16 protein-coding genes and 1 tRNA gene are annotated in these 23,218 nt (G+C 69.9%); 8 read left to right on the plus strand and 9 right to left on the minus strand.

Annotation, left to right across the window (positions count from 1 at the left end):
* The 5 genes from glnD to dapE all read left to right on the plus strand — a co-directional run bounded on the left by glnD (window position 1) and on the right by dapE (window position 7,190).
* Window positions 1-2,628, plus strand: coding sequence for a [protein-PII] uridylyltransferase (glnD, locus tag ACFONC_RS14005; RefSeq protein ID WP_386745060.1), 2,628 nt, complete (start codon window positions 1-3; stop codon window positions 2,626-2,628).
* Window positions 2,625-3,536: a 2,3,4,5-tetrahydropyridine-2,6-dicarboxylate N-succinyltransferase gene (dapD, locus tag ACFONC_RS14010; RefSeq protein ID WP_386745062.1), complete on the plus strand. Its 912-nt coding sequence runs from the start codon at window positions 2,625-2,627 to the stop codon at window positions 3,534-3,536. Before glnD ends, dapD begins: the two co-directional genes overlap by 4 nt.
* Window positions 3,537-3,618: 82 nt before the next feature.
* On the plus strand, window positions 3,619-5,508 hold the full coding sequence (locus ACFONC_RS14015; protein WP_386745064.1) for a CocE/NonD family hydrolase: 1,890 nt from the start codon (window positions 3,619-3,621) through the stop codon (window positions 5,506-5,508).
* A gap of 91 nt (window positions 5,509-5,599) precedes the next feature.
* Window positions 5,600-5,959 (plus strand): Spx/MgsR family RNA polymerase-binding regulatory protein, encoded by a 360-nt coding sequence (locus ACFONC_RS14020; RefSeq protein ID WP_386745066.1) that lies wholly within the window; start codon window positions 5,600-5,602, stop codon window positions 5,957-5,959.
* A 100-nt stretch (window positions 5,960-6,059) separates the two neighbouring features.
* Window positions 6,060-7,190 (plus strand): succinyl-diaminopimelate desuccinylase, encoded by a 1,131-nt coding sequence (dapE, locus tag ACFONC_RS14025; protein ID WP_386745068.1) that lies wholly within the window; start codon window positions 6,060-6,062, stop codon window positions 7,188-7,190.
* A 70-nt stretch (window positions 7,191-7,260) separates the two neighbouring features.
* Here the strand turns inward: dapE and ACFONC_RS14030 are convergent, their stop codons facing one another.
* Entirely contained in the window at window positions 7,261-7,947 is a 687-nt protein-coding gene (locus ACFONC_RS14030) for a hypothetical protein (protein ID WP_386745070.1), read from the minus strand.
* Window positions 7,948-8,321: 374 nt separating this feature from the next.
* Between ACFONC_RS14030 and asnB the strand changes: the two genes are divergently transcribed.
* Window positions 8,322-10,010: an asparagine synthase B gene (gene asnB / locus ACFONC_RS14035; RefSeq protein WP_386745072.1), complete on the plus strand. Its 1,689-nt coding sequence runs from the start codon at window positions 8,322-8,324 to the stop codon at window positions 10,008-10,010.
* 121 nt (window positions 10,011-10,131) lie between these two features.
* Here the strand turns inward: asnB and ACFONC_RS14040 are convergent, their stop codons facing one another.
* From ACFONC_RS14040 to ACFONC_RS14060, 5 genes are all read right to left on the minus strand, one after another.
* Window positions 10,132-12,621: a penicillin acylase family protein gene (locus ACFONC_RS14040; protein ID WP_386745074.1), complete on the minus strand. Its 2,490-nt coding sequence runs from the start codon at window positions 12,619-12,621 to the stop codon at window positions 10,132-10,134.
* Between the two features lie 283 nt (window positions 12,622-12,904).
* Window positions 12,905-13,567, minus strand: a complete 663-nt coding sequence (locus tag ACFONC_RS14045) for a thiopurine S-methyltransferase (protein WP_386745076.1) — start codon at window positions 13,565-13,567, stop codon at window positions 12,905-12,907.
* A gap of 81 nt (window positions 13,568-13,648) precedes the next feature.
* Window positions 13,649-15,901 carry a DNA topoisomerase IV subunit A gene (parC, locus tag ACFONC_RS14050; RefSeq protein ID WP_386745077.1) on the minus strand — a complete coding sequence of 751 codons (2,253 nt, stop codon included), beginning with the start codon at window positions 15,899-15,901 and terminating at the stop codon, window positions 13,649-13,651.
* A gap of 265 nt (window positions 15,902-16,166) precedes the next feature.
* Window positions 16,167-16,589: a nucleoside diphosphate kinase regulator gene (gene rnk, locus ACFONC_RS14055; RefSeq protein WP_386745078.1), complete on the minus strand. Its 423-nt coding sequence runs from the start codon at window positions 16,587-16,589 to the stop codon at window positions 16,167-16,169.
* A 167-nt stretch (window positions 16,590-16,756) separates the two neighbouring features.
* Window positions 16,757-16,843: transfer RNA gene (locus tag ACFONC_RS14060), tRNA-Leu, on the minus strand.
* 91 nt (window positions 16,844-16,934) lie between these two features.
* Here ACFONC_RS14060 and rnr point away from each other — a divergent pair.
* Together rnr and rlmB are read left to right on the plus strand one after the other, a co-directional pair.
* Window positions 16,935-19,400 carry a ribonuclease R gene (gene rnr, locus ACFONC_RS14065; RefSeq protein ID WP_386745079.1) on the plus strand — a complete coding sequence of 822 codons (2,466 nt, stop codon included), beginning with the start codon at window positions 16,935-16,937 and terminating at the stop codon, window positions 19,398-19,400.
* 341 nt (window positions 19,401-19,741) lie between these two features.
* Window positions 19,742-20,500 carry a 23S rRNA (guanosine(2251)-2'-O)-methyltransferase RlmB gene (rlmB, locus tag ACFONC_RS14070; RefSeq protein ID WP_386745081.1) on the plus strand — a complete coding sequence of 253 codons (759 nt, stop codon included), beginning with the start codon at window positions 19,742-19,744 and terminating at the stop codon, window positions 20,498-20,500.
* Window positions 20,501-20,763: 263 nt separating this feature from the next.
* On the opposite strand, the gene rnt is transcribed toward rlmB, so the two are convergent.
* From rnt to ACFONC_RS14085, 3 genes are all read right to left on the minus strand, one after another.
* On the minus strand, window positions 20,764-21,429 hold the full coding sequence (gene rnt / locus ACFONC_RS14075) for a ribonuclease T (RefSeq protein WP_386745082.1): 666 nt from the start codon (window positions 21,427-21,429) through the stop codon (window positions 20,764-20,766).
* Window positions 21,430-21,567: 138 nt separating this feature from the next.
* Complete coding sequence (locus ACFONC_RS14080; RefSeq protein WP_386745084.1) at window positions 21,568-22,335, minus strand: HvfC family RiPP maturation protein; 768 nt, start codon at window positions 22,333-22,335, stop codon at window positions 21,568-21,570.
* Window positions 22,325-23,167: an HvfB family MNIO-type RiPP peptide maturase gene (locus tag ACFONC_RS14085; RefSeq protein ID WP_386745085.1), complete on the minus strand. Its 843-nt coding sequence runs from the start codon at window positions 23,165-23,167 to the stop codon at window positions 22,325-22,327. Before ACFONC_RS14085 ends, ACFONC_RS14080 begins: the two co-directional genes overlap by 11 nt.
* Between the last annotated feature and the right edge of the window lie 51 nt (window positions 23,168-23,218).

Below are 23,218 nucleotides of genomic sequence, written 5' to 3' on the forward strand. Positions count from 1 at the left end.
GTGAACGACGCCGCACCCTCCGACGCGGCGACCCCTGCAGGCGCGGACGACGAGGCGGCCTGGCTGCAGGCCGCCCGCGACGCGCTTGCCCGCACCGATGCCGCGTTGGCGGCGCGCTTCGACCGGGGCGAGGCGGTCGACCGCCTGGTCGCCGATCGTGCCCGTGCCATCGACGGCCTGATCCGCGACGCCTGGGCGCGCTGCGTTCCCGGCGCCGCGCAGCTGGCCCTGTTCGCCGTCGGCGGCTACGGCCGCGGCGAGCTGTTCCCGCATTCGGACATCGACCTGCTGGTGCTGGCCGACGAAGCAGAGCAGCACGCCCGCCGCGACGCGCTGGCCTGCTTCTTCGCGCTGCTGTGGGACATCGGCCTGGAGGCCAGCCACGCGGTGCGTTCGCCCGCGCAGTGCACCCAGGCCGCCGCGGATCCGACCGTGCTCACCGCGCTGCTCGAGTCCCGCCCGCTGGTCGCCGACATCGCCGACCGCAGCGCGCTGGCCGCGTCGATCGCGCCGGACAAGGTCTGGCCCGCGCGCGACTACTTCCTCGCCAAGGCCGAGGAGCAGCGCCAGCGCCACGAACGCTTCGGCGACACATCCGACAACCTCGAGCCCAACCTCAAGGACGGCCCCGGCGGGCTGCGCGACCTGCACACGTTGGGCTGGATGGCGCTGCGCAGCTTCGGCGCGCGCGAGCTCGATGCGCTGGTCGGGCTCGGCCACGTCGGCGCCGACGAGGCCGCGGCGCTCGAGCGCGAGCAGGAGGCGCTCGGCCGCCTGCGCTTCGGCCTGCACCTGGTCGCCGGCCGCCATGAAGAACGCCTGCGCTTCGACTACCAGAAGACGCTGGCCGCGCGCCTGGGCTACGCCGACGACGCCCGCAACCTCGGCGTCGAGCAGATGATGCAGGTGTTCTATCGCGCCGCTGCGATCGTGCGCCGGGTCAATGACCGCCTGTTGCAGCGTTTCGAGGAGCACTTCGACGGCACCGCCGCGCCCGAGCCGCTGGATGCGCGCTTCGAACTGCGCCGCGGCTACCTGGCCGCGCGCGACCCGGACTGGCCGCACGGCGATGCGGCGCAGGTGTTCGAGCTGTTCGCCACCTGGGCTTCGCGGCGCGATGCCCGCGGCCTGCATTCGCAGACCGCGCGCGCGCTGGCCGAGGCGCTGGACCTGGTGCCCGGCTACGCAGCGGCCACTCCGGAGCTGCGCGGGCGCTTCATGGCCCTGCTGCGCGGCGAGCGGCCGGTGCCCACGCTTGAACGGATGGCGCGGCTGGGCGTGCTGGGGCGCTGGATCCCGGCGTTCGCGCAGGTCTCCGGGCGAATGCAGTTCGACCTGTTCCACGTCTACACCGTCGACCAGCACACGCTGGCGGTGCTGCGCAACCTGGCCTCGTTCGGGCAACCCGCGCCCGAAGACGACCGGTTCGCCACCGCGCGCGAGGTCTGGCCGACGCTGCGCAAGCCCGAGCTGCTGCTGCTGGCCGGCCTGTTCCACGACATCGCCAAGGGCCGGGGCGGCGACCATTCGGAAGTCGGCGCCGAGGACGCGCAGGCGTTCTGCGCCGCGCACGCGCTGCCGGCCGCCGACACCGCGCTGGTCGTCTGGCTGGTGCGCAAGCACCTGCTGATGTCGATCACCGTGCAGAAGCAGGACATCTCCGATCCGGTGGTGATCCACCGCTTCGCCACCCAGGTCGCCGACCGCGAGCGCCTGGATTACCTCTACCTGCTGACCTGCGCCGACATCGCCGGCACCTCGCCCAAGCTGTGGAACGCATGGAAGGACCGCCTGCTCGCCGACCTGCGCACGTTCACCCGGCTGGCGCTGCGGCAGGGCGTGGAACACCCGGTCGCGGCGATCGAGCACATCGCCGAGACGCGCGCGGCGGTGCGCGGGCTGCTGTCGACGCACGACATCGATGACGACGAGGCCAGCACGCTGTTCCTGCGCTTCCCCGAGTACAGCTTCCTGCGCGCGCGGCCCGACCAGGTGGCCTGGCAGGCGCTGGCGCTGCGCGACGCGGCGCCGGGGGATGTGGTGGTCGCGGTGCGTTCGCTCGATGCCGGCGACCATGCGCTGGAAGTGTTCGTGCATTCGCCCGACCGCGACGGGTTGTTCGCCGCGATCGTGATCAGCCTCGACCGGCTGGGCCTTGAGATCCAGCAGGCGCGTGCGCTCGACGGCCCCGGCGGGACGATCTTCGACAGTTTCCAGGTGTTGCCCGGCGACACGCGCCAGCCGACGTCGATCGCGGCGATCGAACGCCGGCTCACCGAGGCCCTGTCCGGCCCGCTCGAGCGCATCCGCCCGGCGCGGCGCACCCAGCCGCGCCACCTGCGCCACTTCCGCATCGTCCCGCGCATCCAGTTCGACGACGGCGCCGAGGGCGGCCAGACCGTGCTCAGCCTGGTCTGCACCGACCGCCCGGGACTGCTGGCCGACATCGCGCACGTGCTGCGCAAGCGCCACCTGCGCGTGCACGATGCGCGCATCGCCACTTTCGGCGAGCGCGCGGAGGACGTGTTCCGCATCAGCGAACCCGACAACACCGCATTGAACCAGGACAGCCGCGACGCACTGCGCGACGCGCTGCTGTCGCGCATCGATGGAGAAGTGAAACGATGAGTCCCCCCAAGGCCGCCGCGAAGAAGAAGACCACGAAGAAGGCGGCAACGAAGAAGACCACCCCCGCGCCGCCGGCGCAGGATGAACTGAAGTTCATGGTCGAAAGCGCCTGGGAGCGCCGCGGCACGCTCACGCCCGAGGAAATGGAGGGTTCGACGCGTCCGGTGGTCGAGCGCGTGATCGAACGCATGGAGAGCGGCGACCTGCGTGTCGCCGAACCCGACGGCAAGGGCGGCTGGACGGTCAACGAGTGGCTCAAGAAGGCCGTGCTGCTGTACTTCCGCGTGCAGGACATGGAACTGGTCGAAAGCTATCCGTCGCCGTTCTGGGACAAGATCCCGCTGCGCTTCGAGGAGTTCGACGAGGCCGCGTTCCGCAAGCTCGGCGTGCGGGTGGTGCCGGGCGTGATCGCGCGTCGCGGCAGCTTCATCGGCAAGGACGTGGTGCTGATGCCGTCGTTCGTCAACATCGGCGCGCACATCGGCGCCGGAACGATGGTAGACACCTGGGCCACCGTCGGCTCCTGCGCGCAGGTCGGCAAGCACTGCCATATCTCCGGCGGCGCGGGCATCGGCGGCGTGCTGGAGCCGCTGCAGGCGGCGCCAACGATCATCGAGGACCACTGCTTCATCGGCGCGCGCTCGGAGGTTGTCGAGGGGTTCGTCGTCGGCCACCACAGCGTGATCGGCATGGGCGTGTTCCTCGGCCAGAGCACGCGCATCTACGACCGCGCGACCGGGGAAGTGAGCTACGGTTCGGTGCCACCGTACAGCGTGGTGGTGTCCGGCCAGCTGCCGGCGAAGGACGGCTCGCATTCGCTGTACTGCGCGGTGATCGTCAAGCAGGTCGATGCGAGGACGCGATCGAAGACCTCGATCAATGAACTGCTGCGCGGTTTGGCGGACTGAATCGCGCGGGCATGACTTCCGGCAGGGGTAGCCGGGCGCCGGGCGTGCGACACACGGGGGATCGTTGCAGGGGAGGCACGTGATGAAGAAGTCGTTTTCCACCATTTTGCTGATAGCGGCGCTCGTGGTTGCGTCGGCCGCCTCCGCGCAGGACCTGTCGCGCTACAGCGATGAAGGGCTGCGCAAGGAGCTGTCCGCGATCGCGGATTCGGAGAAGGCGGTGTTGGTGCCGATGCGCGACGGCATCGGGCTGTCGACCAACATCTGGCGCCCCAAGGGCGCGACCGGCAAGCTGCCGACGGTGCTGTGGAAGACGCCGTACAACGAACACAACGTGCGCGGTGGCACTGCGCGTTACGCGATCGAGGCCGTGCGCCGCGGCTACGCCTTCATCGTCCAGAACGAGCGTGGCCGCTACTTCAGCCAGGGCGATTACGAGATCCTCGGCTATCCGCAGACCGACGGCTACGACATGCTGACATGGATCGCGGACCAGCCCTGGTCGAACGGCAAGGTCGGCACGCTGGGCTGCTCGTCGTCGGCCGAATGGCAGCTCGCGCTGGCGGGCATGGACCATCCGGCGCACGCGGCGATGGTGCCGATGGCGGCAGGTGCGGGCATCGGCAAGGTCGGCCGCTTCTGGGAGCAGGGCAACTTCTACACCGGCGGCGTGCCGCGCACGCTGTTCGCGGTGTGGATGTACGGCGTCGACAACCCGCTGCGCGCGCAGCTGCCGCAGGACCTCAAGGGCGAAATGCGCGCGCGCGTGGCGCAGTACAACGACCTGGACACGGAGAAGCCCAAGGTCGACTGGCCGAAGCACATCCGCCACCTGCCGTACGCCGAACTGCTGTCGTCGCTGGACGAGCCGCCGGGCACCTTCGAGGAGCTGATCGCGCGCGGCCCGGGTGACCCGGCGTGGAAGACCGGCGGCCTGTACGACGATTCGATGGGCTGGGGCGTGCCGGCGCTGTGGTTCAACAGCTGGTACGACGTGTCGATCGGCCCGAACATGGAACTGTTCAACCACGCCAGCACGGTCAACTCCGACCGCGAGGCCAGCGCCAACCAGTACGTCGTCATCGGCCCGAACCCGCACTGCCAGTTTTCCAGGCTCGGTGAGGACTACAAGGTCGGCGACCGCGAGATGGGCGATGCGAGCTTCCCGGTGGACGAGCAGATCTGGGCGTTCTTCGACCGCTGGCTCAAGGACAAGCCGGCCGCGTTCGCATCGGGCACGCCGCACGTGCGCTACTTCACCATGGGCGCCAACCGCTGGCAGTCCGACAGCCAGTGGCCGCCCAAGGCCGCGCAACCGGTGCGCATGTACCTGCGCTCGGACGGACACGCGAACTCGATGTACGGCGACGGCGTGCTGTCGTTCGAGGCACCGGCCGGCGATGAGCCGGCTGATCGCTACCGCTACGACCCCGCGAACCCGGTGCAGACCATCGGTGGCGGCGACTGCTGCAACGGTGGCCTGGTGACCGCGGGCGCATTCGACCAGCGCCAGATCGAATCGCGGCATGACGTGCTGGTCTACACCAGTGAACCGCTGGAAGAGCCGATGGAGGTCAGCGGCTTCGTCGACGCCGTGCTGAAGGTGTCGTCGAGTGCGCGCGATACCGATTTCGCGGTCAAGCTGGTCGACGTGGCGCCGGACGGCACCGCCTGGATCATCGGCGACACGATGCAGCGCGCGCGCTACCGCGACAGCTACACGCAGCCCGAGCTGATGCAGGCGGGGCAGGTGTACACCCTCAAGCCGACGCCGATCACGACATCGATCCGCTTCGACAAGGGGCATCGCATCCGTGTCGAGGTGACGAGTTCGAACTTCCCCAAGTTCGCCCGCAACCTCAACACCGGCGGCTCCAACGAAACCGAGAGTGAGGTGGTGGTGGCGGACAACGCCGTGCATCATTCGGCGGACGCGGCCAGCTACATCGAGCTGCCGGTTGTGAAGCGCTGAGGCGACCGGCCTGCCCGCGTGGCGGCTTCCGGTCGCCGCGCGCCGCGGTTTTCGGCATCATGCCGTGCATCGTGAACACCCGGGGCACAGCATGACCACCACCCTGTACGGACTGAAGAACTGCGACACCTGCCGCAAGGCGCGCAAGTGGCTGGACCGCTTCGGCGTGGTGCATGCATTCGTCGACTACCGCGAGGACAAGCCGACCCCGGAGATGCTGGTGGAATGGGCGCGGCAGGCGGGCGGCTTCGCGGCGCTGGTCAACAAGTCCTCGACCACCTGGCGGCAGCTGCCCGACAACCGTAAGGCCGCGGCGTCGGATCCGGAGTGGAAGCTGTTGCTGCGCGAGTACCCGCAGCTGATCCGGCGCCCGGTGGTGGTCACCGACGACGGCGTCATGACCCAGGGCTTCAGCGACAACGGCTTCAAGAAACGTTTCGGCATCCAGTAGGGCGGGTCTCGACCCGCCTTCCTTGCCGGATGCGCGTCTCCCGCAAGGGCCCGACGTGCCAACGGCGGGTCGAGACCCGCCCTACGGCTAGGATAGGCGCATGAGCGATGTCCTTGATCTGGCCTGCGAACTGATCGCGCGGCCATCCGTGACCCCCGACGATGCCGGCTGCCAGCCGTTGCTGGCCGCCCGCCTGCGTCGCGCCGGTTTCGCCTGCGAGCAGCTGCGCTTCGGCGAGGTCGACAACCTCTGGGCGACGCACGGCCAGGGCGGCCCGGTGCTGGTGCTGCTCGGGCATACCGACGTGGTGCCGCCGGGGCCGCGCCAGGCGTGGACCAGCGACCCCTTCGCGCCGGAGGTCCGCGACGGCGCGCTCTACGGCCGCGGTGCGGCGGACATGAAGGGCAGCGTGGCCGCGTTCGTGGTGGCGCTGGAGCGCTTCGTCGCCGCGCATCCGGACCATGCCGGCACCGTGGCGCTGCTGCTGACCTCGGACGAGGAGGGCGACGCGATCGACGGCGTGCGCCGCGTTGCGCGCGAGTTTGCCGAACGCGGCCAGCGCATCGACTGGTGCATCACCGGCGAGCCCTCGTCGACGCGCGTGCTCGGCGACCTGCTGCGCGTCGGCCGCCGCGGTTCGCTGACCGGCACGCTGGTGGTGCGCGGCGTGCAGGGCCACGTCGCCTATCCGGACCAGGCGCGCAATCCGCTGCACGAGGCACTGCCAGCGCTGGCCGAGCTGGCCGCGCGGCGCTGGGACGACGGCTACGACAGCTTCCCGCCGACCAGCCTGCAGATGAGCAACGTGCACGCGGGCACCGGCGCCAGCAACGTCATCCCGGGCGAGCTGCAGGTGCTGTTCAACCTGCGCTACAACCCGCACTGGACCGCGGCGAAGCTGGAGGCGGAGATCGCCTCGATGCTCGAACGCCACGGCCTCGACTTCGCGCTGTCCTGGCACCGCAGCGGCGAACCGTTCTTCACCCCGGAAGGCCCGCTGCGCGTCGCTGCGCGCGAGGTGCTGGCGGCGTTCGCGGGCGGGCCGCCGGAAGAGAGCACCGGCGGCGGCACGTCGGACGCGCGTTTCATCGCGCCGCTGGGCGCGCAGTGCATCGAGGTCGGGCCGGTGAACGCCAGCATCCACAAGGTCGACGAACACGTGCGCGTGGCCGACCTGGAAGCGCTGCCGGACCTTTACCTGGCGCTGCTCGAACGCCTGTTGCCGGGTTGACCGGCCCGTGATGCGGCGACGGCCACCCGGAACCGGATGGCCGTCGCTTCAAGGGATGTACCGCGAGCGATCAGGGCTTGCCGTGGCCCTTTCCCTTTCCGTTGTTGCCGTTGCCATTGTTGCCGCGACCGTTGTTGTCGTGGCCATTGCCGTTGTTGCCGCGGCCGTTGTTGCCCTTGTTGTTTCCGGCGTTGCCGCGGTTCCCGTTGCCCTGGTTGCCGCGGTTGCCGTTCCCGGAATTGCCCTGCGAGTGGCCGCGGTTGCCCGAGCGCGACCAGTCGACGTGTACCGGGCGGTCGATCACGATGGTCTGGCCCCAGCGGCGATAGGTATCCACCTGCCCACGCTTGAGCGCATGGAACGCGGCCGACCCCGGCTTGATGCCCATGCGCTTGGCCACCGCGCCCCAGCCCTGGCCGGGATGGCGGTCGTAATCGCGCACCACGTCGATGCAGGGAATGCCCAGCGCATGCGCGATCGCACAGGCGTAGTAGACGTCGCCGGGCGCCCAGCCGCGCTGGTCGAGCAGTTCGACCAGCAGCGGGCGCGGCGCACCGTAGTACCCGGACATCTCGTCGATGAAGGGGTCGCGGTAGTGCCGGCCGTAATCGTTGATCTCGCCCAGGCGGGTATCGACCCAGACGTCGCCGGTACGGATGTTGTAGCCGACCGTCTGCGCAGGCGCGGGGGTGGCGGCAAGCCCCAGGCCCAGGCCGACGGCAAGCGCCAGTGCGTGCAGTCCGTGGTTGCTGGTCATGGTGTTCTCTCCATGCGTGTGTGTGGGGTCCAAGTTTGGGGAGGACGGATGAATTGGCGGTGATTCCGGGCCGTCACGCCGGCCCCCGTTCAGGGACTACTGGCGTGGAGGAGGATTGCGGTGCTGCTTGACCGCGCCCGCGGCGGTCGCTAGTTTCGACGCATGTCCTGCCGTCCCGCCGCCATTGCCCGCAACCTGTCCAACCGCAACAACCGCGGTTCGAATAATCGCGTGCGCAATCCGCGGGCGGGCAACCGGGCAGGCCACTAGCAACAGATCCAGCCAGGAATCCCGAAACCCGCGCCCGGCGCGGGTTTTCGTTCCTGCGCAGGGCGCTCCCACCGCCGGCATGGCCGGCCACAAGGAGTTGTCCCATGTGTTCCATCCTCGGTGCATTCGACCTGCGGCCCGGCGCAGACCTGCGACCGCTGCGGCCGCTCGCGCTTTCGCTGTCCGCACGCCAGCGTCACCGCGGTCCCGACTGGAGTGGCGTGCATGCCAGCCGCCGGGCGCTGCTGGTCCACGAGCGCCTGGCCATCGTCGACCCGGCCGGCGGATCGCAGCCGCTGAGGTCGGCTGACGGATCGCTGGTGCTCGCGGTCAACGGCGAGGTCTACAACCACCAGGAACTCGAGCAGTCGCTGCCTGCCGGCTACGCTTTCCAGAGCGGCTCCGACTGCGAGGTGATCAACGCGCTGTATGCGCAGGATGCCGATCCGGGCGCGTGGCTCGACCGGCTCAACGGCATCTTCGCCTTCGCGCTGTGGGACGAAGTGCGCGGGCGTGCGGTGATTGCGCGCGATCCGATCGGCGTATGCCCGCTGTACTGGGGCCACGATGGCGACGGCCGCCTGTGGGTGGCGTCGGAGATGAAGGCGCTGGTGCGGCTGTGCGACGACGTTGCGCAGTTCCCGCCCGGCCACTGGTACGACAGCGACACGGGGCAGCTGCAGCGCTACTACCGGCGCGCCTGGCGCGAGCACGATGCGACGCTCGGCGTTGAGGTGTCGCCGCGGGAACTGCGCGAGGCTTTCGAGCGCGCCGTACACCGCCAGCTGATGAGCGACGTGCCCTATGGCGTGCTGCTTTCGGGCGGGCTCGACTCGTCGCTGGTCGCCGCCTGCGCGGCACGTTTCGCGCGCCGGCGCATCGAGGACGACGACGGCTCCGAGGCGTGGTGGCCGCGGCTGCATTCGTTCGCGATCGGGCTGGAAGGCGCGCCGGACCTTGCCGCGGCGCAGGTTGCCGCCGACGCGCTCGGCACCGTGCACCATGGCTTCACCTACACGGTGGAGGAGGGCATCGACGCGCTGCCGGACGTGATCCGCCACATCGAAAGCTCCGACGTGACCACCGTGCGCGCGTCGACGCCGATGTTCCTGCTGGCGCGCAGGATCAAGGCGATGGGGGTGAAGATGGTGCTGTCGGGCGAGGGTAGCGACGAGGCCTTCGGCGGCTACCTGTACTTCCACAAGGCGCCTGATGCGCGCGCCTTCCACGAGGAAACGGTGCGCAAGCTCGATGCGCTGCACCAGTACGACTGCCTGCGCGCCAACAAGTCGATGATGGCCTGGGGCGTGGAGGCGCGGGTGCCGTTCCTCGATATCGAGTTCCTCGACGTGGCAATGCGCATGGACGCGCGCCACAAGATGGTGGGCACGCGTGCCGACGGCGTGCGCCGGATCGAGAAGGCGGTGCTGCGCGAGGCGTTCGCGGGCGTGCTGCCGGACGAAATCCTGTGGCGGCAGAAGGAACAGTTCAGCGACGGCGTTGGCTACGGCTGGATCGACGGACTCAGGGCGCATGCGGAGCAGCAAGTCGGGGACGAAGCGTTCGCCGCGGCCGCGGCGCGCTTTCCGGTCAACCCGCCGCAGACGAAGGAGGCGTACTGGTACCGCAGCATGTTCGAGGAAGCGTTTCCCGGCGACGCCTGTGCGCGCACGGTGCCCGGTGGCAAGTCGATCGCGTGTTCGTCGCCGGTGGCGATCGAATGGGATGCGGCGTTCGCGGCCGCCGCAGACCCATCCGGCCGCGCGGTCGCGGACGTGCACAACGCGCCGTAGGTCGGAGCTACGTCCCCTACACGCTTTTCGCCGCAAAGAGCCGTCGGGGACGTAGCCCCGACCTACGGCGTGGAAGGCCCTTCGCCCGTAACGACAGGCACGTCGGGGGCGTAACCCCGACCTACGGGGTCAGGGTGAGGGTGTGTTCGGTTTTGCCGGGCAGGAACGGCGTTGGCCTTCCGTGCACCCAGTCGTCGTGGCCAGCGCCCCAGAACGGCGACAACGGGTGTCCGCTCTGGCCGCCGGGCATGTGCGCGATGCCGTCGGCCTCGTGGCCGGGCGACACCACCATGCGTTCGGATGCGCCGAACTCGGGCGCCGTCACGCGCGGCATGTTGCCGTCGCCGTCGAGCTGGTCCGGCGGCATGCACAGCAGGCGCTCGCCGAGCAGGGGAATCGCGCTGGCCAGCGGATGGCAGATGTGCGCGGTGTTGCGTTCGCCCCAGGTGCGCTGGCCAAGCGGTCCTTGCGCGGACAAACCGTCGCGCACCTCTTGCGCGGCATCCTCCAGCAGCGCGTCCCAGGTCGCGAACCTTCGCGACAGCAGGTGCGCCGGCCGCTGTTGCAGCAGCGGCCATGCCACCCCTTCGAGCTGCGACAGCTTGGGCATCTCGAATCCGTCGCCCAGCGCCGCCTGCGCAGGTGCGGCCAGGCCGTCGCCGATGCGCGCGAGGACCGCAAGCCGCCATGCACGGACGATGCGATAGCTGGCCGAGTCGGCGCTCGCGCGGCCGCCCCACTGCGCGGCGGCGTCCGCAAGCCCGGCAAGCGCCGGCGACTTCGCGCGTGCGGCTTCGTCGCGCAGCAGCTGCCACCAGCGCTGCAGGAACAGCGCGCGGTCGTCGAGCTGGATCGCCAGCAGGTCGCGCTCGCTGAACCGTTGCCTGGCGAACAGGTCGTCGCGGATCTGCGCCGCGCGCGCGCCCAGGTCGTAGCCGCCGTCGCCGACGCGCTGCAGGTCGCCGTCGGCGACGACGCGAGCGTTGGCCGTCCACAGCCGGTTGTCGGGCGGGTTGGCGATCAATGGCGCGGCGGCGGTGGAGATCGTCCATGCTCGGCAGCCCGTCGTCGGCGGCGCGGTTCCCGCTTCGACCGGAGCGGCCGTCCGGGGGCCCTCGACCAGTCGCTGCGCCGAGCAGCCCCCCGTGCGCTGCGGCAGCGGACCCAGCAGCCGCCAGGCGATGTGTCCGGCGCTGTCGGCGACGAGCAGGTTCTGGGTGGGGATGGCCGCGCCGTCGGCGGCGCGCAGGACCGCGGTGAGGTCTTCGGCGCGGGCGAACTCGCTCAACCCGAGGTTCAGCGCGCCGGGCAGGTGGGCGGTCCAGCGCAGCGCCAGCGCACTGCCGTCGGGTTCGTGTTCGAGGATCGGACCCCAGGAGGTGTCTTCGACAATCAGCGTCACGGCGTCCGCGCCGGCGATGTCGATCATTTCGCGATGCGTGGTGATCGGGATGCACGACGCGGTTGCAGGTTTCGCCGGCGCGCAGGGAACGACGCGCTTCCAGTCGGTGCTGTCGACGTAGCTGTTGGTGAATCCCCATGCCACGTGGCCATTGCTGCCGACCACCACGGCGGGCAGGCCGGGCAGGGTGAAGCCCTGCACGTCGACCTTGCCGCCCGGCGCGCGCAGGTCCGGGTAGCGCAGGCGCGCGCGGAACCATGTGCCGGGTGCGCGCAGGCCCAGGTGCATGTCGTTGGCGACGATCGCACGGCCGTCGTGCGTCACCGCACCGGAGACGGCGAAGTTGTTGCTGCCCGGATGGAGGTCGGTCTCCGCGGCCGACCCGCCGACGCCTCTCTTCCGCACCGCGGGAGGGAGGGGGGCCATCCGCAGGGCGGATGGTGGAGTGAGGGCAGCCGCCCGCGACCCCTTCACCTCACCCCGCGCCGGTGCCGGCAATCCGCGCAGATCCACCTCGTCGGGGCCGGGAAGGACCGCGTCGCCGATCGCGCCGCCCTGCAGGGGAGCGTCCCAGCTCGTGCCGCCGTGGGCCAGCAGCGCGTAAAGCGCCGGCGGCAAGTGCTGTTGCAGTTTCCACAGTGCCAGTTCGCGGCTGCCGTCGGCGTCCTGCAGGTCGAAGTACATCGCGTAGCCAGCCAGCGCGGAATCCTCCATGCGCCAGGGTTCCGGCGCCTGCCCCAGGAGCAGGTAGGGCCACGGGTGCGCGCGGAGTCCGGCAAGGCCGGCGTTGACGCCTTCCGTGTAGGCGCGAAGCGCGCTGGCCTGGTCGCCCGCGATGTCGCGGAGGTTGGCGGTTGCGCGTGCGCGCATCCGGTGCACGCGCTGGCGCTTGTCGAAGTCGAGCGCGACCGGACCGAACAGCGCCGAGAGTTCACCGGCCGCGGTTCGCCGCATCAGGTCCATCCCGAAGTAGCGTTCCTGCGCGTGCACGTAGCCCAGCGCGCGCATCGCGTCCGCCTCGCTCGCGGCATCGATGGTCACCACGCCCAGCCGGTCGCGCTGCACGGTGACCGCCGTGGACAACCCGGGCAGCGCAGCTTCGCCATCGAGCTTCGGCAGGCTGCCCCGCAACAGCATCCAGGCCGCGACCAGGGCCAGGATAAGCAGCGTGGTGACCAGCAGTGCGATGCGTTTGAGCCAACGGACCATGCGTCCTTTCCCCGTGGTTGCACCCAGCGGATCGGCCGCCGGCGTCCGGCCATTGTAGGAGCGACGGAAGTCGCGGGTTTTTGCTCCCTCCCCTGCGAAGGCAGGGGGTGAGGAGGCGCGCTTGCGAGCCATTGGCTCGCGCGCCGACGAACGCACGCCAGCTGTGCTGGCGGGCCGGACGGGTTGCGGAGGGGTGTCTTTCAGCATCAGCGCGAACCGTGGGCACCCTCCCAGCCTCCCCCCGGCCTTTGCGAGGGGCAAAAGCTCGCGGCTTCCGTCGCTCCTACAGGTGCCGCTTTTCCATCTGCCACACGCTGGTATGCAGCGCCGTCACCCCCTCGGCTGCGAAACTCGGCTCGGTTGCGAGGATGTCACGGCGTTCGAGTTGTTCGACCTGCCAGTCGCGGTCGTACAGCCGGCGCACTTCGTCGGCGTCGACCGGGAACGGCGGGCCGGCCTTCTCGCCGGGCGGGTATTCGAGCGTGATCAGCAGCCCGCGGCAGCCGGCGGGCAGCCGCGCCTGCAGTTCGCGCACGTAGGCGTCGCGCATCGTGCGTGGCAGGGCGATCAGCGCGGCGCGGTCGTAGACGCCCACGCAGTCGGTGAGGGTTCGCGCGTCGAGCGCGAGGGCGTCGCCGCAAATGATCTCGATCGGACCGGCGGTGAAATGCGTGCCCAGTGGTGATTCGCGGGTCGTCGGTGCCAGGTCGTGCTCATCGAAGAACTGTTCGACCGCGATTTGCGACAGTTCCACGCCCAGTACCCGATACCCTTGCGCCGCCAGCCACGCCATGTCCAGCGACTTGCCGCACAGCGGCACGAACACGCGGCTGCCCGGAGCGAGGCCGAGCGACGGCCAGTGCTGTTCGAGCAGCGGCATCACGCGGTCCCGGTGGAAGCCGATCCTGTTGTCGCGCCAGCGCTGGTGCCAGAAATCAGGGTCCATGTGTCCGTCCGTAGGTCGGGGCTACGCCCCCGACGGCTTTTCGTGCGGAATCCAGAAGCATGTCGGGGGCGTAGCCCCGACCTACTCGACGGACAGTCCTTCGACCTTCTGCCAGCCCCTTGGCAGCAGCCCGCCGCGACTGGCGCGGGCGCCGATGTACTGGTCCAGGTCCTTGAACGACAGCGACATCGTGCGCGCGCCGGACTTCACCGACAGCGTGCCGCCCGGCGACACCGCGGCGATCGCGACCACGTGCTCGGTGCCGCGCTTGGCCTTGGGGATCTCGATGATCTTGTTGCCTTTGCCCTTGTCGAGTTCCGGCAGCTCGGAGACCGGGAACGCCAGCAGGTGCCCGGCGCTGGTCACCGCGACGATGCGATCGGCGTCGACCGCGGCGACCGGCGCCGGCTGCAGCACGCGCGCACCGCTGTCCCTGCCCAGCGACAGCAGCGACTTGCCCGCCTTCTGCCGTCCGGTGAGGTTCTCGAAGCGGGTCACGAAACCGTAGCCGTGCGACGAGGCGAGCACGAAGCGGGCGTCGTTGTCGCCCGTGGCCAGTGCCTGGAACGACGCGCCGGCGGCCGGCGAGAAGCGGCCGGTCAGCGGCTCGCCGTTGCCACGCGCCGACGGCAGCGAGTGCGCCAGCGTCGAGTAGCTGCGGCCGTTCGAGTCGAGGAACGCCACCTGCTGCGTGCTGCGCCCGCGCACCGCGGCGAGCAGGCCGTCGCCGTCGCGGTAGGACAGCGAGGCCGCGTCCACGTCATGGCCCTTGGCCGCACGCACCCAGCCCTTCTCGCTGAGCACGATGGTCATCGGCTCGCTGGCGACCAGGTCGGTCTCGGCCAGCGCCTGCGCGGCCTCGCGCGCGACCAGCGGCGAGCGGCGGTCGTCGCCGAATTTTTTCGCGTCCGCGAGCAGCTCGTCCTTGATCAGTTTCTTCAGCTTCGCCTTCGAGCCAAGCGTGGCGATCAGGCGGTCGCGCTCGGAGTCGAGTTCGTCCTGCTCGCCGCGGATCTTCATCTCCTCCAGCCGCGCCAGCTGCTTGAGTTTGGTCTCGAGGATGTACTCGGCCTGTTCGTCGGACAGTTCGAAGCGGGCGATCAGCGCGGCCTTCGGCTCGTCCTCGGTGCGGATGATGCGGATCACTTCATCGAGGTTGAGGAAGGCGACCAGCAGGCCTTCGAGCAGATGCAGGCGGCGCTCGACCTTCTCCAGCCTGTGGTTGAGGCGGCGGGTGACGGTGTCGGCGCGGAACGACAGCCATTCGGACAGGATCGCCTTGAGGTTCTTGACCTGCGGCCGGCCGTCGAGGCCGATGATGTTGAGGTTGACCCGGTAGCTGCGTTCCAGATCGGTGGTGGCGAACAGGTGGCCCATCAGCTGTTCGGCATCGACGCGGTTGCTGCGCGGGATCAGCACCACGCGCACGGCGTTGGCGTGGTCGGACTCGTCGCGGATGTCCTCCAGCCACGGCAGCTTCTTGGCACGCATCTGTGCGGCGATCTGCTCGATCACCTTCGACGGCGACACCTGGTACGGCAGCGCGGTGATGACGATGTTGGCGCCTTCCCTGGCGAACGTGGCGCGCGCGCGGATGCTGCCGTTGCCGGTCTCGTACATCGCCAGCAGGTCGGCGGCCGGGGTGATGACCTCGGCGGTGGTCGGGTAGTCGGGGCCGCGCACGTGTTCGCACAGGTCGCGCACCGAGGCGTCAGGGTCGTCGAGCAGGCGCACGCAGGCGCTGACGACTTCGCCCAGATTGTGCGGCGGTACGTCGGTGGCCATGCCGACCGCGATGCCGGTGGTGCCGTTGAGCAGCAGGTGCGGCAGCCGCGCCGGCATCCAGCTCGGTTCCTCGAGCGTGCCGTCGAAGTTCGGCACCCAGTCGACCGTGCCCTGGCCCAGCTCGCCCAGCAGCACCTCGGCGATCGGCGTGAGCTTGGACTCGGTGTAGCGCATCGCCGCGAACGACTTGGGGTCGTCCTGCGAGCCGAAGTTGCCCTGGCCGTCGATCAGCGGATAGCGGTACGAGAACGGCTGCGCCATCAGCACCATCGCCTCGTAGCAGGCGCTGTCGCCGTGCGGGTGGAACTTGCCGATCACGTCGCCGACGGTGCGCGCCGACTTCTTCGGCTTGGCCGTCGCGCCCAGCCCCAGTTCGCTCATCGAGTAGATGATCCGCCGCTGCACCGGCTTGAGGCCGTCGCCGATGAAGGGCAGGGCGCGGTCGAGCACTACGTACATCGAGTAGTCGAGGTAGGCGCGCTCGGCGTATTCGCGCAGCGGGATCTGCTCGAAACCGTGGAAGGCGGGGCGGACTTCGGGGTCGGTCATGCGGGGAAAGCCTGGATCGGAATCGATCAGGCAATTCTACCGGCCGCACCGGTCGGCACGCCGAACAGAAAAGGCTCTTCGCCAATCCGCGTGAGGCGGCCCAATTGACTGACAGGGCTTTGGTGGGCCGCGGTGCCCTGGCGGCCGGGACGTCGCTGTTTCCGAAGCCCGCGATCTCTGCCTGGCCACCGCCCTTCAGTTGGGTGAAGAACAAAAAAAGCCCCCGCTCGGAGGCGGGGGCTTCGGACAGCGGGCTTGCGGAGGCTCAGCGATGCAGCTCGCCCGCCGCCTCCGGCTGGTACTTGATCGACAGCACGCGCAGGTTGATGGTGCGGTTGCCCGACATCGGCCAGTCGATGCTCTGGCCAACGCGCAGGCCCAGCAGGGCGCTGCCGACCGGCGCCAGGATCGAGACCCGGCCCGGCTCGCCGGTGGCGTCGCGCGGGTAGACCAGGGTCAGCTCGCGCTCTTCGCCGCTGTTCTCGTCGAGGAAGCGGGCGGTGGAGTTCATGCTGATCACGTCGCCGGGCATCTGCGCCGGTTCGACGACGTCGGCGCGGGTGATCTCGGCCTCCAGCGCGGAGGTGTCGACGCCGCGCTCGTTGGCGCCTTCGATCAGCGCCTCGATGCGGTCGTAGTCCAGGCGCGACATGACGATCGAGGGTCGCGGTGATTCGGGTGCAGCCATGACGAACTCCAAGGCGGAAGGGGACGGCGCGCTGAGCGCGTCGTCCGCGGATCAGGTGAGATGGTTCGAAGTTAGCCCCGAAGCCGGCGGCCGGCAAGCGCCCGGCGGCCGGGAAGGCCGCGGGCACACACGCGAAAAACCCCCGCAAGCGGGGGTCTTCTACAACCTGGTGCCCGGGAGAGGACTCGAACCTCCACGGAGTTGCCCCCGCTAGCACCTGAAGCTAGTGCGTCTACCAATTCCGCCACCCGGGCGGGTGCAGGCCGCGTATGTTGCGGTGCAAGGCGGGGCTTGTCAACGCCTTGACCACCTGGCCGTGGCAGGCGGCCGTGTAACATCCACGCGATGGCGAAAACACCCAGCAAGCGCGGCAGTGGCCGCGGCAAGACCGGTGCCGGAAGCGGCAAGCCGGCGGCGAAGCGCAGCAGCGGGAAAACCGCCGGCAAAAAGACGGGAGGCAGGAAGCTGCCGGGCTGGATGCCCGATACCGCCACGGCCGCGAAGCCGGCCCGTGCGGGCAAGCCCGCGGCGGCGATGCCCGCGGCCGGCAAGTTGCGGGCGGGCGGCATCCACGACCCGCACGCGGCGCGCGAGGCCGGTCGCTACGAGAACCCCATCGCCAGCCGCGAGGCGATCCTGCAGCTGCTGGTGGACGCGGACGGCCCGCAGTCGGCCGAAGCCTTGGCCGAGCGCCTGCGGCTGACAGAGCCCGACCGCTTCGACGCGCTCGGCAAGCGCCTGGCGGCGATGGTCCGCGACGGCCAGCTGCTGCAGAACCGTCGCGGTGGCTACGTGCCCGCCGAGCGGCTGGACCTGATCCCGGGCACGGTGATCGCCAACCCCAACGGCTTCGGCTTCCTGCGCCCGGACTCGGGTGTGGGCGACGACCTGTTCCTGCCGCCCGCCGAGATGCGCAAGGTGCTGCACGGCGACCGCGTGCTGGCATCGGTCACCGGCATGGACCGGCGCGGCCGCGAAGGCGCGATCGTCGAGGTGCTGGAGCGGCGCCTGAACCGCATGATCGGCCGCTTCGAGATGGAGTCGGGGATCAGCTTCGTGGTGCCGGACGACGCGCGCATCCAGCGCAACGTGCAGATCCCGTCCGACGCGCGGCTGGACGCGAAGTCCGGCCAGCTGGTGGTGTGCGAGATCGTGCAGCCGCCGACCGCGCAGCGCCCGCCGATCGGCCGGGTGCTGGCGGTGCTGGGAGACAAGCTGACCGCATCGCTGGCGGTGGAGGCCGCGATCCACGGCCACGAGATTCCGCACGAGTTCCCGCCCGAGGTGCTGGCCCAGGCCGCGGCCGTGCCGGTGGACGTGCAGGCGTCGGAAGCGGCGAGCCGCGTGGACCTGCGCGACCTGCCGCTGGTGACCATCGACGGCGAGGACGCCAAGGACTTCGACGACGCGGTGTACTGCGAGCCCAACCGCGGCGGCTTCCGCCTGGTGGTGGCGATCGCCGACGTCTCGCACTACGTGCGCCCGGAAACGCCGCTCGACGACGAGGCGCAGAATCGCGCCACGTCGGTGTACTTCCCGGGCTTCGTCGTGCCGATGCTGCCCGAGACCCTGTCCAACGGCATCTGTTCGCTGAAGCCGAAGGTCGACCGCCTTTGCTTCGTCTGCGACATGCAGGTCGATCGCAGCGGGCAGGTGGTGAAGTCGAAGTTCCACGAGGCGGTGATGCGCTCGCACCAGCGCCTGACCTATACCCAGGTCTGGAACGCGGTCGGCGACGGCGTACCCGACGAGGATCGCCAGCAGGCGCGCGCCTTCATCGGCGACCTGATGCCGCAGGTCGAGCGCCTGCACCAGCTCTATCGCGTGCTCGACAAGGCGCGCCGCCAGCGCGGCGCGATCGACTTCGAGACTTCCGAAGTGCGCTTCGTGCTCGGCCCGCAGGGCGAAGTCACGCAGGCCGGCATGATCCAGCGCAACGATGCGCACAAGCTGATCGAGGAATGCATGATCGCGGCCAACGTCGAGGCGGCGAAGTTCCTGCTCGACGCCGGCATTCCGGCGCCGTACCGCGACCACGATAAGCCGCCGGAGGCCAAGTACGCCGACCTGCTGGAGTTCCTCAAGGAGTTCAAGCTGCGCATGCCGACGTGGGCGAAGGTGCGGCCGATGGACTTCCGCAAACTGCTCGAAACCGTGCGCGAGCGCCCCGATGCGGCGCTGCTCGAATCCGTGGTGCTGCGCAGCCAGAGCCTGGCCGTGTACGCGCCGGAGAACATCGGCCACTTCGGCCTGGCGCTGGAGGCCTACGCGCACTTCACCTCGCCGATCCGCCGCTACCCGGACCTGCTGGTGCATCGTGCGATCAAGCACGCCCTGGCCGGCGGCGACGCCGAGCGTTACCGCTACTCGCACAGCGACATGTCGACGCTGTCGCTGCAGTGCTCCGAACGCTCGCGCCGCGCCGACGAGGCCCAGCGCGAGGTGGACGAGCGCTACCGCGCGGCGTGGATGGAGGAGCACGTGGGCAGCGAGTTCGACGGCGTGATCAGCGGCGTGACCAGCTTCGGCCTGTTCGTGGAGCTCGACGAGTCGAAGGTCAACGGCCTGGTGCACGTGACCCAGCTGCCGAACGATTACTACCACTTCGACCCGATCCGCAAGACCCTCACCGGCGAGCGCTCCGGCCGCCAGTACCGCCTCGGCGACCGCGCCCGCATCGTGGTACTCAAGGCCAGCCTGGAGGAGCGCAAGATCGACTTCCGGCTGGTTCGCGGGGATGGCGATGGCGACGGCGTGAAGCCGCTGCCGCCGCGGGGGCAGCCGGCGAAGCGGGTCAAGAAGAAGTATTAGCCACGGATCTTCACGGAACGACACGGATAAAGCGGGATCAGTAGTGAACTTTGTCGTGGGAGCGGCTTCAGCCGCGAGCTTTGCTCCCTCCCCTGCGAAGGCAGGGGGTGAGGAGGCGCGCTTGCGAGCCATTGGCTCGCGCGCCGACGAACGCACGCCAGCTGTGCTGGCGGGCCGGACGGGTTGGGGAGGGGTGCCTTCTGGATCATCGCGAACCGTGAGCACCCCCTCCCAGCCTCCCCCTGCCGTCGCAGGGGGAGGGGCCAGAGCAAGAGCTCGCGGCTGAAGCCGCTCCCACAGACTTTTCCCCAATCTCCAGCCTCCTTTCAACACACAACTCCATGAGCAAAGACAACCAATGGATCGCCGGCATCAACGCCGTGGCCGCGGCCGTCGAACATGACGCCGGCAACGTGCGGGAGGTGCTGCTCGAGGCAGGTGCGAAGAACCCGCGCATCGCCGAGATCGAAACCAGCGCGCGACGCAAGGACATCGACGTGCGCCGGGTCGCTTCGAGCGCACTCGACGGTGTCGCCGGCGGCCTGCGCCACCAGGGCGCCGTGGCGCGCTACGCCGCGGCGAAGACCTGGGACGAGGACGCATTGCCCGGCCTGGTCGAAGCGGCCGAAGGCAAGGCGTTGCTGCTGGTGCTCGACGGCGTGCAGGACCCGCACAACCTCGGCGCCTGCCTGCGCAGCGCGGCGGCGGCCGGCGCGACCGCGGTCGTGATCCCGAAGGACAAGGCGGTGCAGGTCAACGCCACCGTGCGCAAGACCTCGGCCGGCGCCGCCGACAGCGTGCCGGTGGTGCGCGTGACCAACCTGTCGCGCACGCTGCGCGAGGTGCAGAAGCTGGGGGTTTGGATCTACGGCCTGGCCGGCGATGCGAATGCATCGCTGTACGCGCTTGATCTGCGCGGCAACGTCGCCCTCGTGCTCGGCGGCGAGGCCGACGGCCTGCGCCGGCTCACGCGCGAACAGTGCGACCAGCTGGTGACCATCCCCATGCCCGGCGACGCCGCGCAGGGCGTCGAAAGCCTCAACGTCTCGGTGGCGGCCGGCGTGACGCTGTTCGAGGCGGTGCGGCAGCGGCTGGGCTGATCTTCGGCAGCGCCCCTGGTCCTTGCAGGAGCGGCTTCAGCCGCGAGCTTTGTTCCCTCCCCTGCGAAGGCAGGGGGTGAGGAGGCGCGCTTGCGAGCCATTGGCTCGCGCGCCGACGAACGCACGCCAGCTGTGCTGGCGGGCCGGACGGGTTGGGGAGGGGTGTCTTCGAGATCGGCGCGAACCGTGGGCACCCCCTCCCAGCCTCCCCCTGCCTTCGCAGGGGGAGGGGCCAAGGCAAAAGCTCGCGGCTTTCGCCGCTCCTACGGGTTCGCGGGGGGCGGAACGGGCGCGTCGTCGCCCACCGCCCGCGGCCAGGCGTTGGCGATCCGGCAGAACACCTGCGCGGTGCGCTCGGCGTCGTAGATGGCCGAGTGTGCCTCCTCGGTGTTCCACTCCAGACCCGCGGCCTTCACCGCGCGTGCCAGCACGGTCTGGCCGTAGGCCACGCCCGCCAGGGTCACCGTGTCGAACACGCTGAAGGGATGGAACGGGTTGCGCTTGTGCGCCACGCGCGCCACTGCGGCGTTGAGGAAGTTGAGGTCGAAGTGGGCGTTGTGGCCGACCAGGATCGCGCGCTGGCATTCATGCTTCTTCACCGCCGCACGCACCGCGGCGAAGACGTGGTCGAGGGCTTCGCGCTCGGGCTTGGCGAGGCGGAAGGGATGGTCGAGGATGATGCCGGTGACTTCCAGCGACTTCGGGTCGATCTCGGTACCCGGCGCCGGCACGACGTGCGCGCAGGCCACTTCGCCGGGCACCAGTTCGCCGGCGTCGTCGAGTTCGATCGGGATCGCCGCGATCTCCAGCAGCGCGTGGCGGTTCCAGTCGAAGCCGCCGGTTTCCACGTCGACCACGACCGGCAGGTAGCCGCGGAAGCGTTCGGACATCTTGCGGAAGGCGGGGGCGGCGGTGTCGGTCTGCGTCATCGCGCCAGCCTAGCAGACGGTCCCGCGGCCGATGCCGTAGGTCGGGGGCATGACCCCGACGCCCGCACCGTCCGTCGACCGTCACGCCGTGCATCCTGTCGTGGTTGAGGGACAAGGCGTCGGGGGCGTAGCCCCGACCTACGGGCGGGTGCCGATGAGAGTGCCTTCGTGGAGCAGCTGCGCCAGCATTGCGGCGCCGTCGCGGACGAAGGCATCGGCGTCCTGTGCGCCCGCTTCGGCGGCGAGGGCTTCGAGCTGCTCGTGGCCGGAAAGCTCCGGCGCTTGCTCCAGCCGCTGCAACAGGCGGAAGGTCAGTGGGCTGAGGCTGTGGAAGCTGACGTGCCCATCCGGCTCGCGACGCAACAGCAGCAGGGTCGGCTCGGTCGGCTGCTCCATCGGCTGATAGTCGGGACCGATGCGGTGCACCGGCCATGCGTAGGCCAGCGGCCACGCCAGCGGCGACGGGAGCGGGCGCCCGGCAAGCAGATTGCCATGCGCGTCGTGCGCGATGTCTTCGCGCGTGGCCTCGCTGATCTGCAGTGCGAGTTCGGCCCATTCGTAGTGCGCAAGCTCGCGAAGCCACGGCATCGCCGCGTCCTCGTCGCGCGCTTCGAGGTAGCGCAGGAACTCGCGCCCAAGCTCGGTGAACAGCGGCGTGTGGCTGTCGTGGTCGCGGTAGAACGCGTGCACCAGCGCCTGCCAGCGCTCGTCGCCGTGGATGCGCCGCAACACGGGGAAATTACCGCCCAGCAGGCCGGCGACATTGTTGAAGAACAGTTCGCGGTAGACGTCCAGGCGACGCTGTTCGACGCCCGGCGGCGGCGCCTGCGTGGCCGGCTCGCGAATCCAGCTTGCGAGCGCGTCGAGCTGCGCGTGCAGGCCGTCGACAGGCGCTTCAGGCGACATGGCGCGCCCCGTGGCCCGCATCCGCAAGCTGCCGGCGCACGATGTCGAGTTCGTCGACGAGTTCCGCGAACGGCGGGAAGTTGAAATCGCGCTCCAGCAGCGTCGGTCGCCGCCCATGCACACGGTAGGCCTCGGCCAGCAGCGCCCAGACCGGGTCGGACACGGCGGCGCCGTGGGTGTCGATCTTCAGGTCCGGCGCTTCGTCGCGGTGGCCGGCGACGTGGATGTAGCGGACGCGCGCCGAGGGCAGCGCGCGCAGGAATTCTTGCGCGTCGTAGCCGTGGTTGGTGGCGTTGACGACGATGTTGTTGACGTCCAGCAGCAGGTCGCAGTCGGCTTCGGCGAGCACTGCGTTGACGAAGTCGATCTCGTCCATCGCCTGGAAGGGCGCGGCGTAATAGGAGATGTTCTCGACCGCGATCCGCCGGCCGAGGACATCCTGCGCGCGCCGGATGCGCGCCGCGACGTGGGCGACGGCCTCGGCGGTGAACGGCAGTGGCAGCAGGTCGTAGAGCTGGCCGCGGCTGTCACCGCAGGCGCTCAGGTGCTCGCTGTAGATCGCGACGTCGTGCGTATCGAGGAACCGTCGCAGCCGCTGCAGGAAGGTCTCGTCGAGTTCGGCCGGGCCTCCGAGCGACAGCGACAGTCCGTGGCAGACCAGCGGGTGGCGCGAGACGAGCCCGGCAAAGGCTTCGCCGAGCGTGCCGCCGACGCCGATCCAGTTTTCCGGCGCGGCTTCGAGGAAGTCGAACGTGCCGGCCGGCGCAGCCCGCAGCGATCCCAGCAGGGAGCGCCGCAGGCCCAGGCCCACGCCGTCGTCCTTCAGGTCCACGCTCGAGCGACCCTCAACGACAGCGGTTGGCAGCGTGCGATGCGTGGCGAA

It is taken from the genome of Luteimonas soli (assembly GCF_042648865.1).
In the GTDB taxonomy this organism is placed as follows: domain Bacteria; phylum Pseudomonadota; class Gammaproteobacteria; order Xanthomonadales; family Xanthomonadaceae; genus Luteimonas; species Luteimonas soli.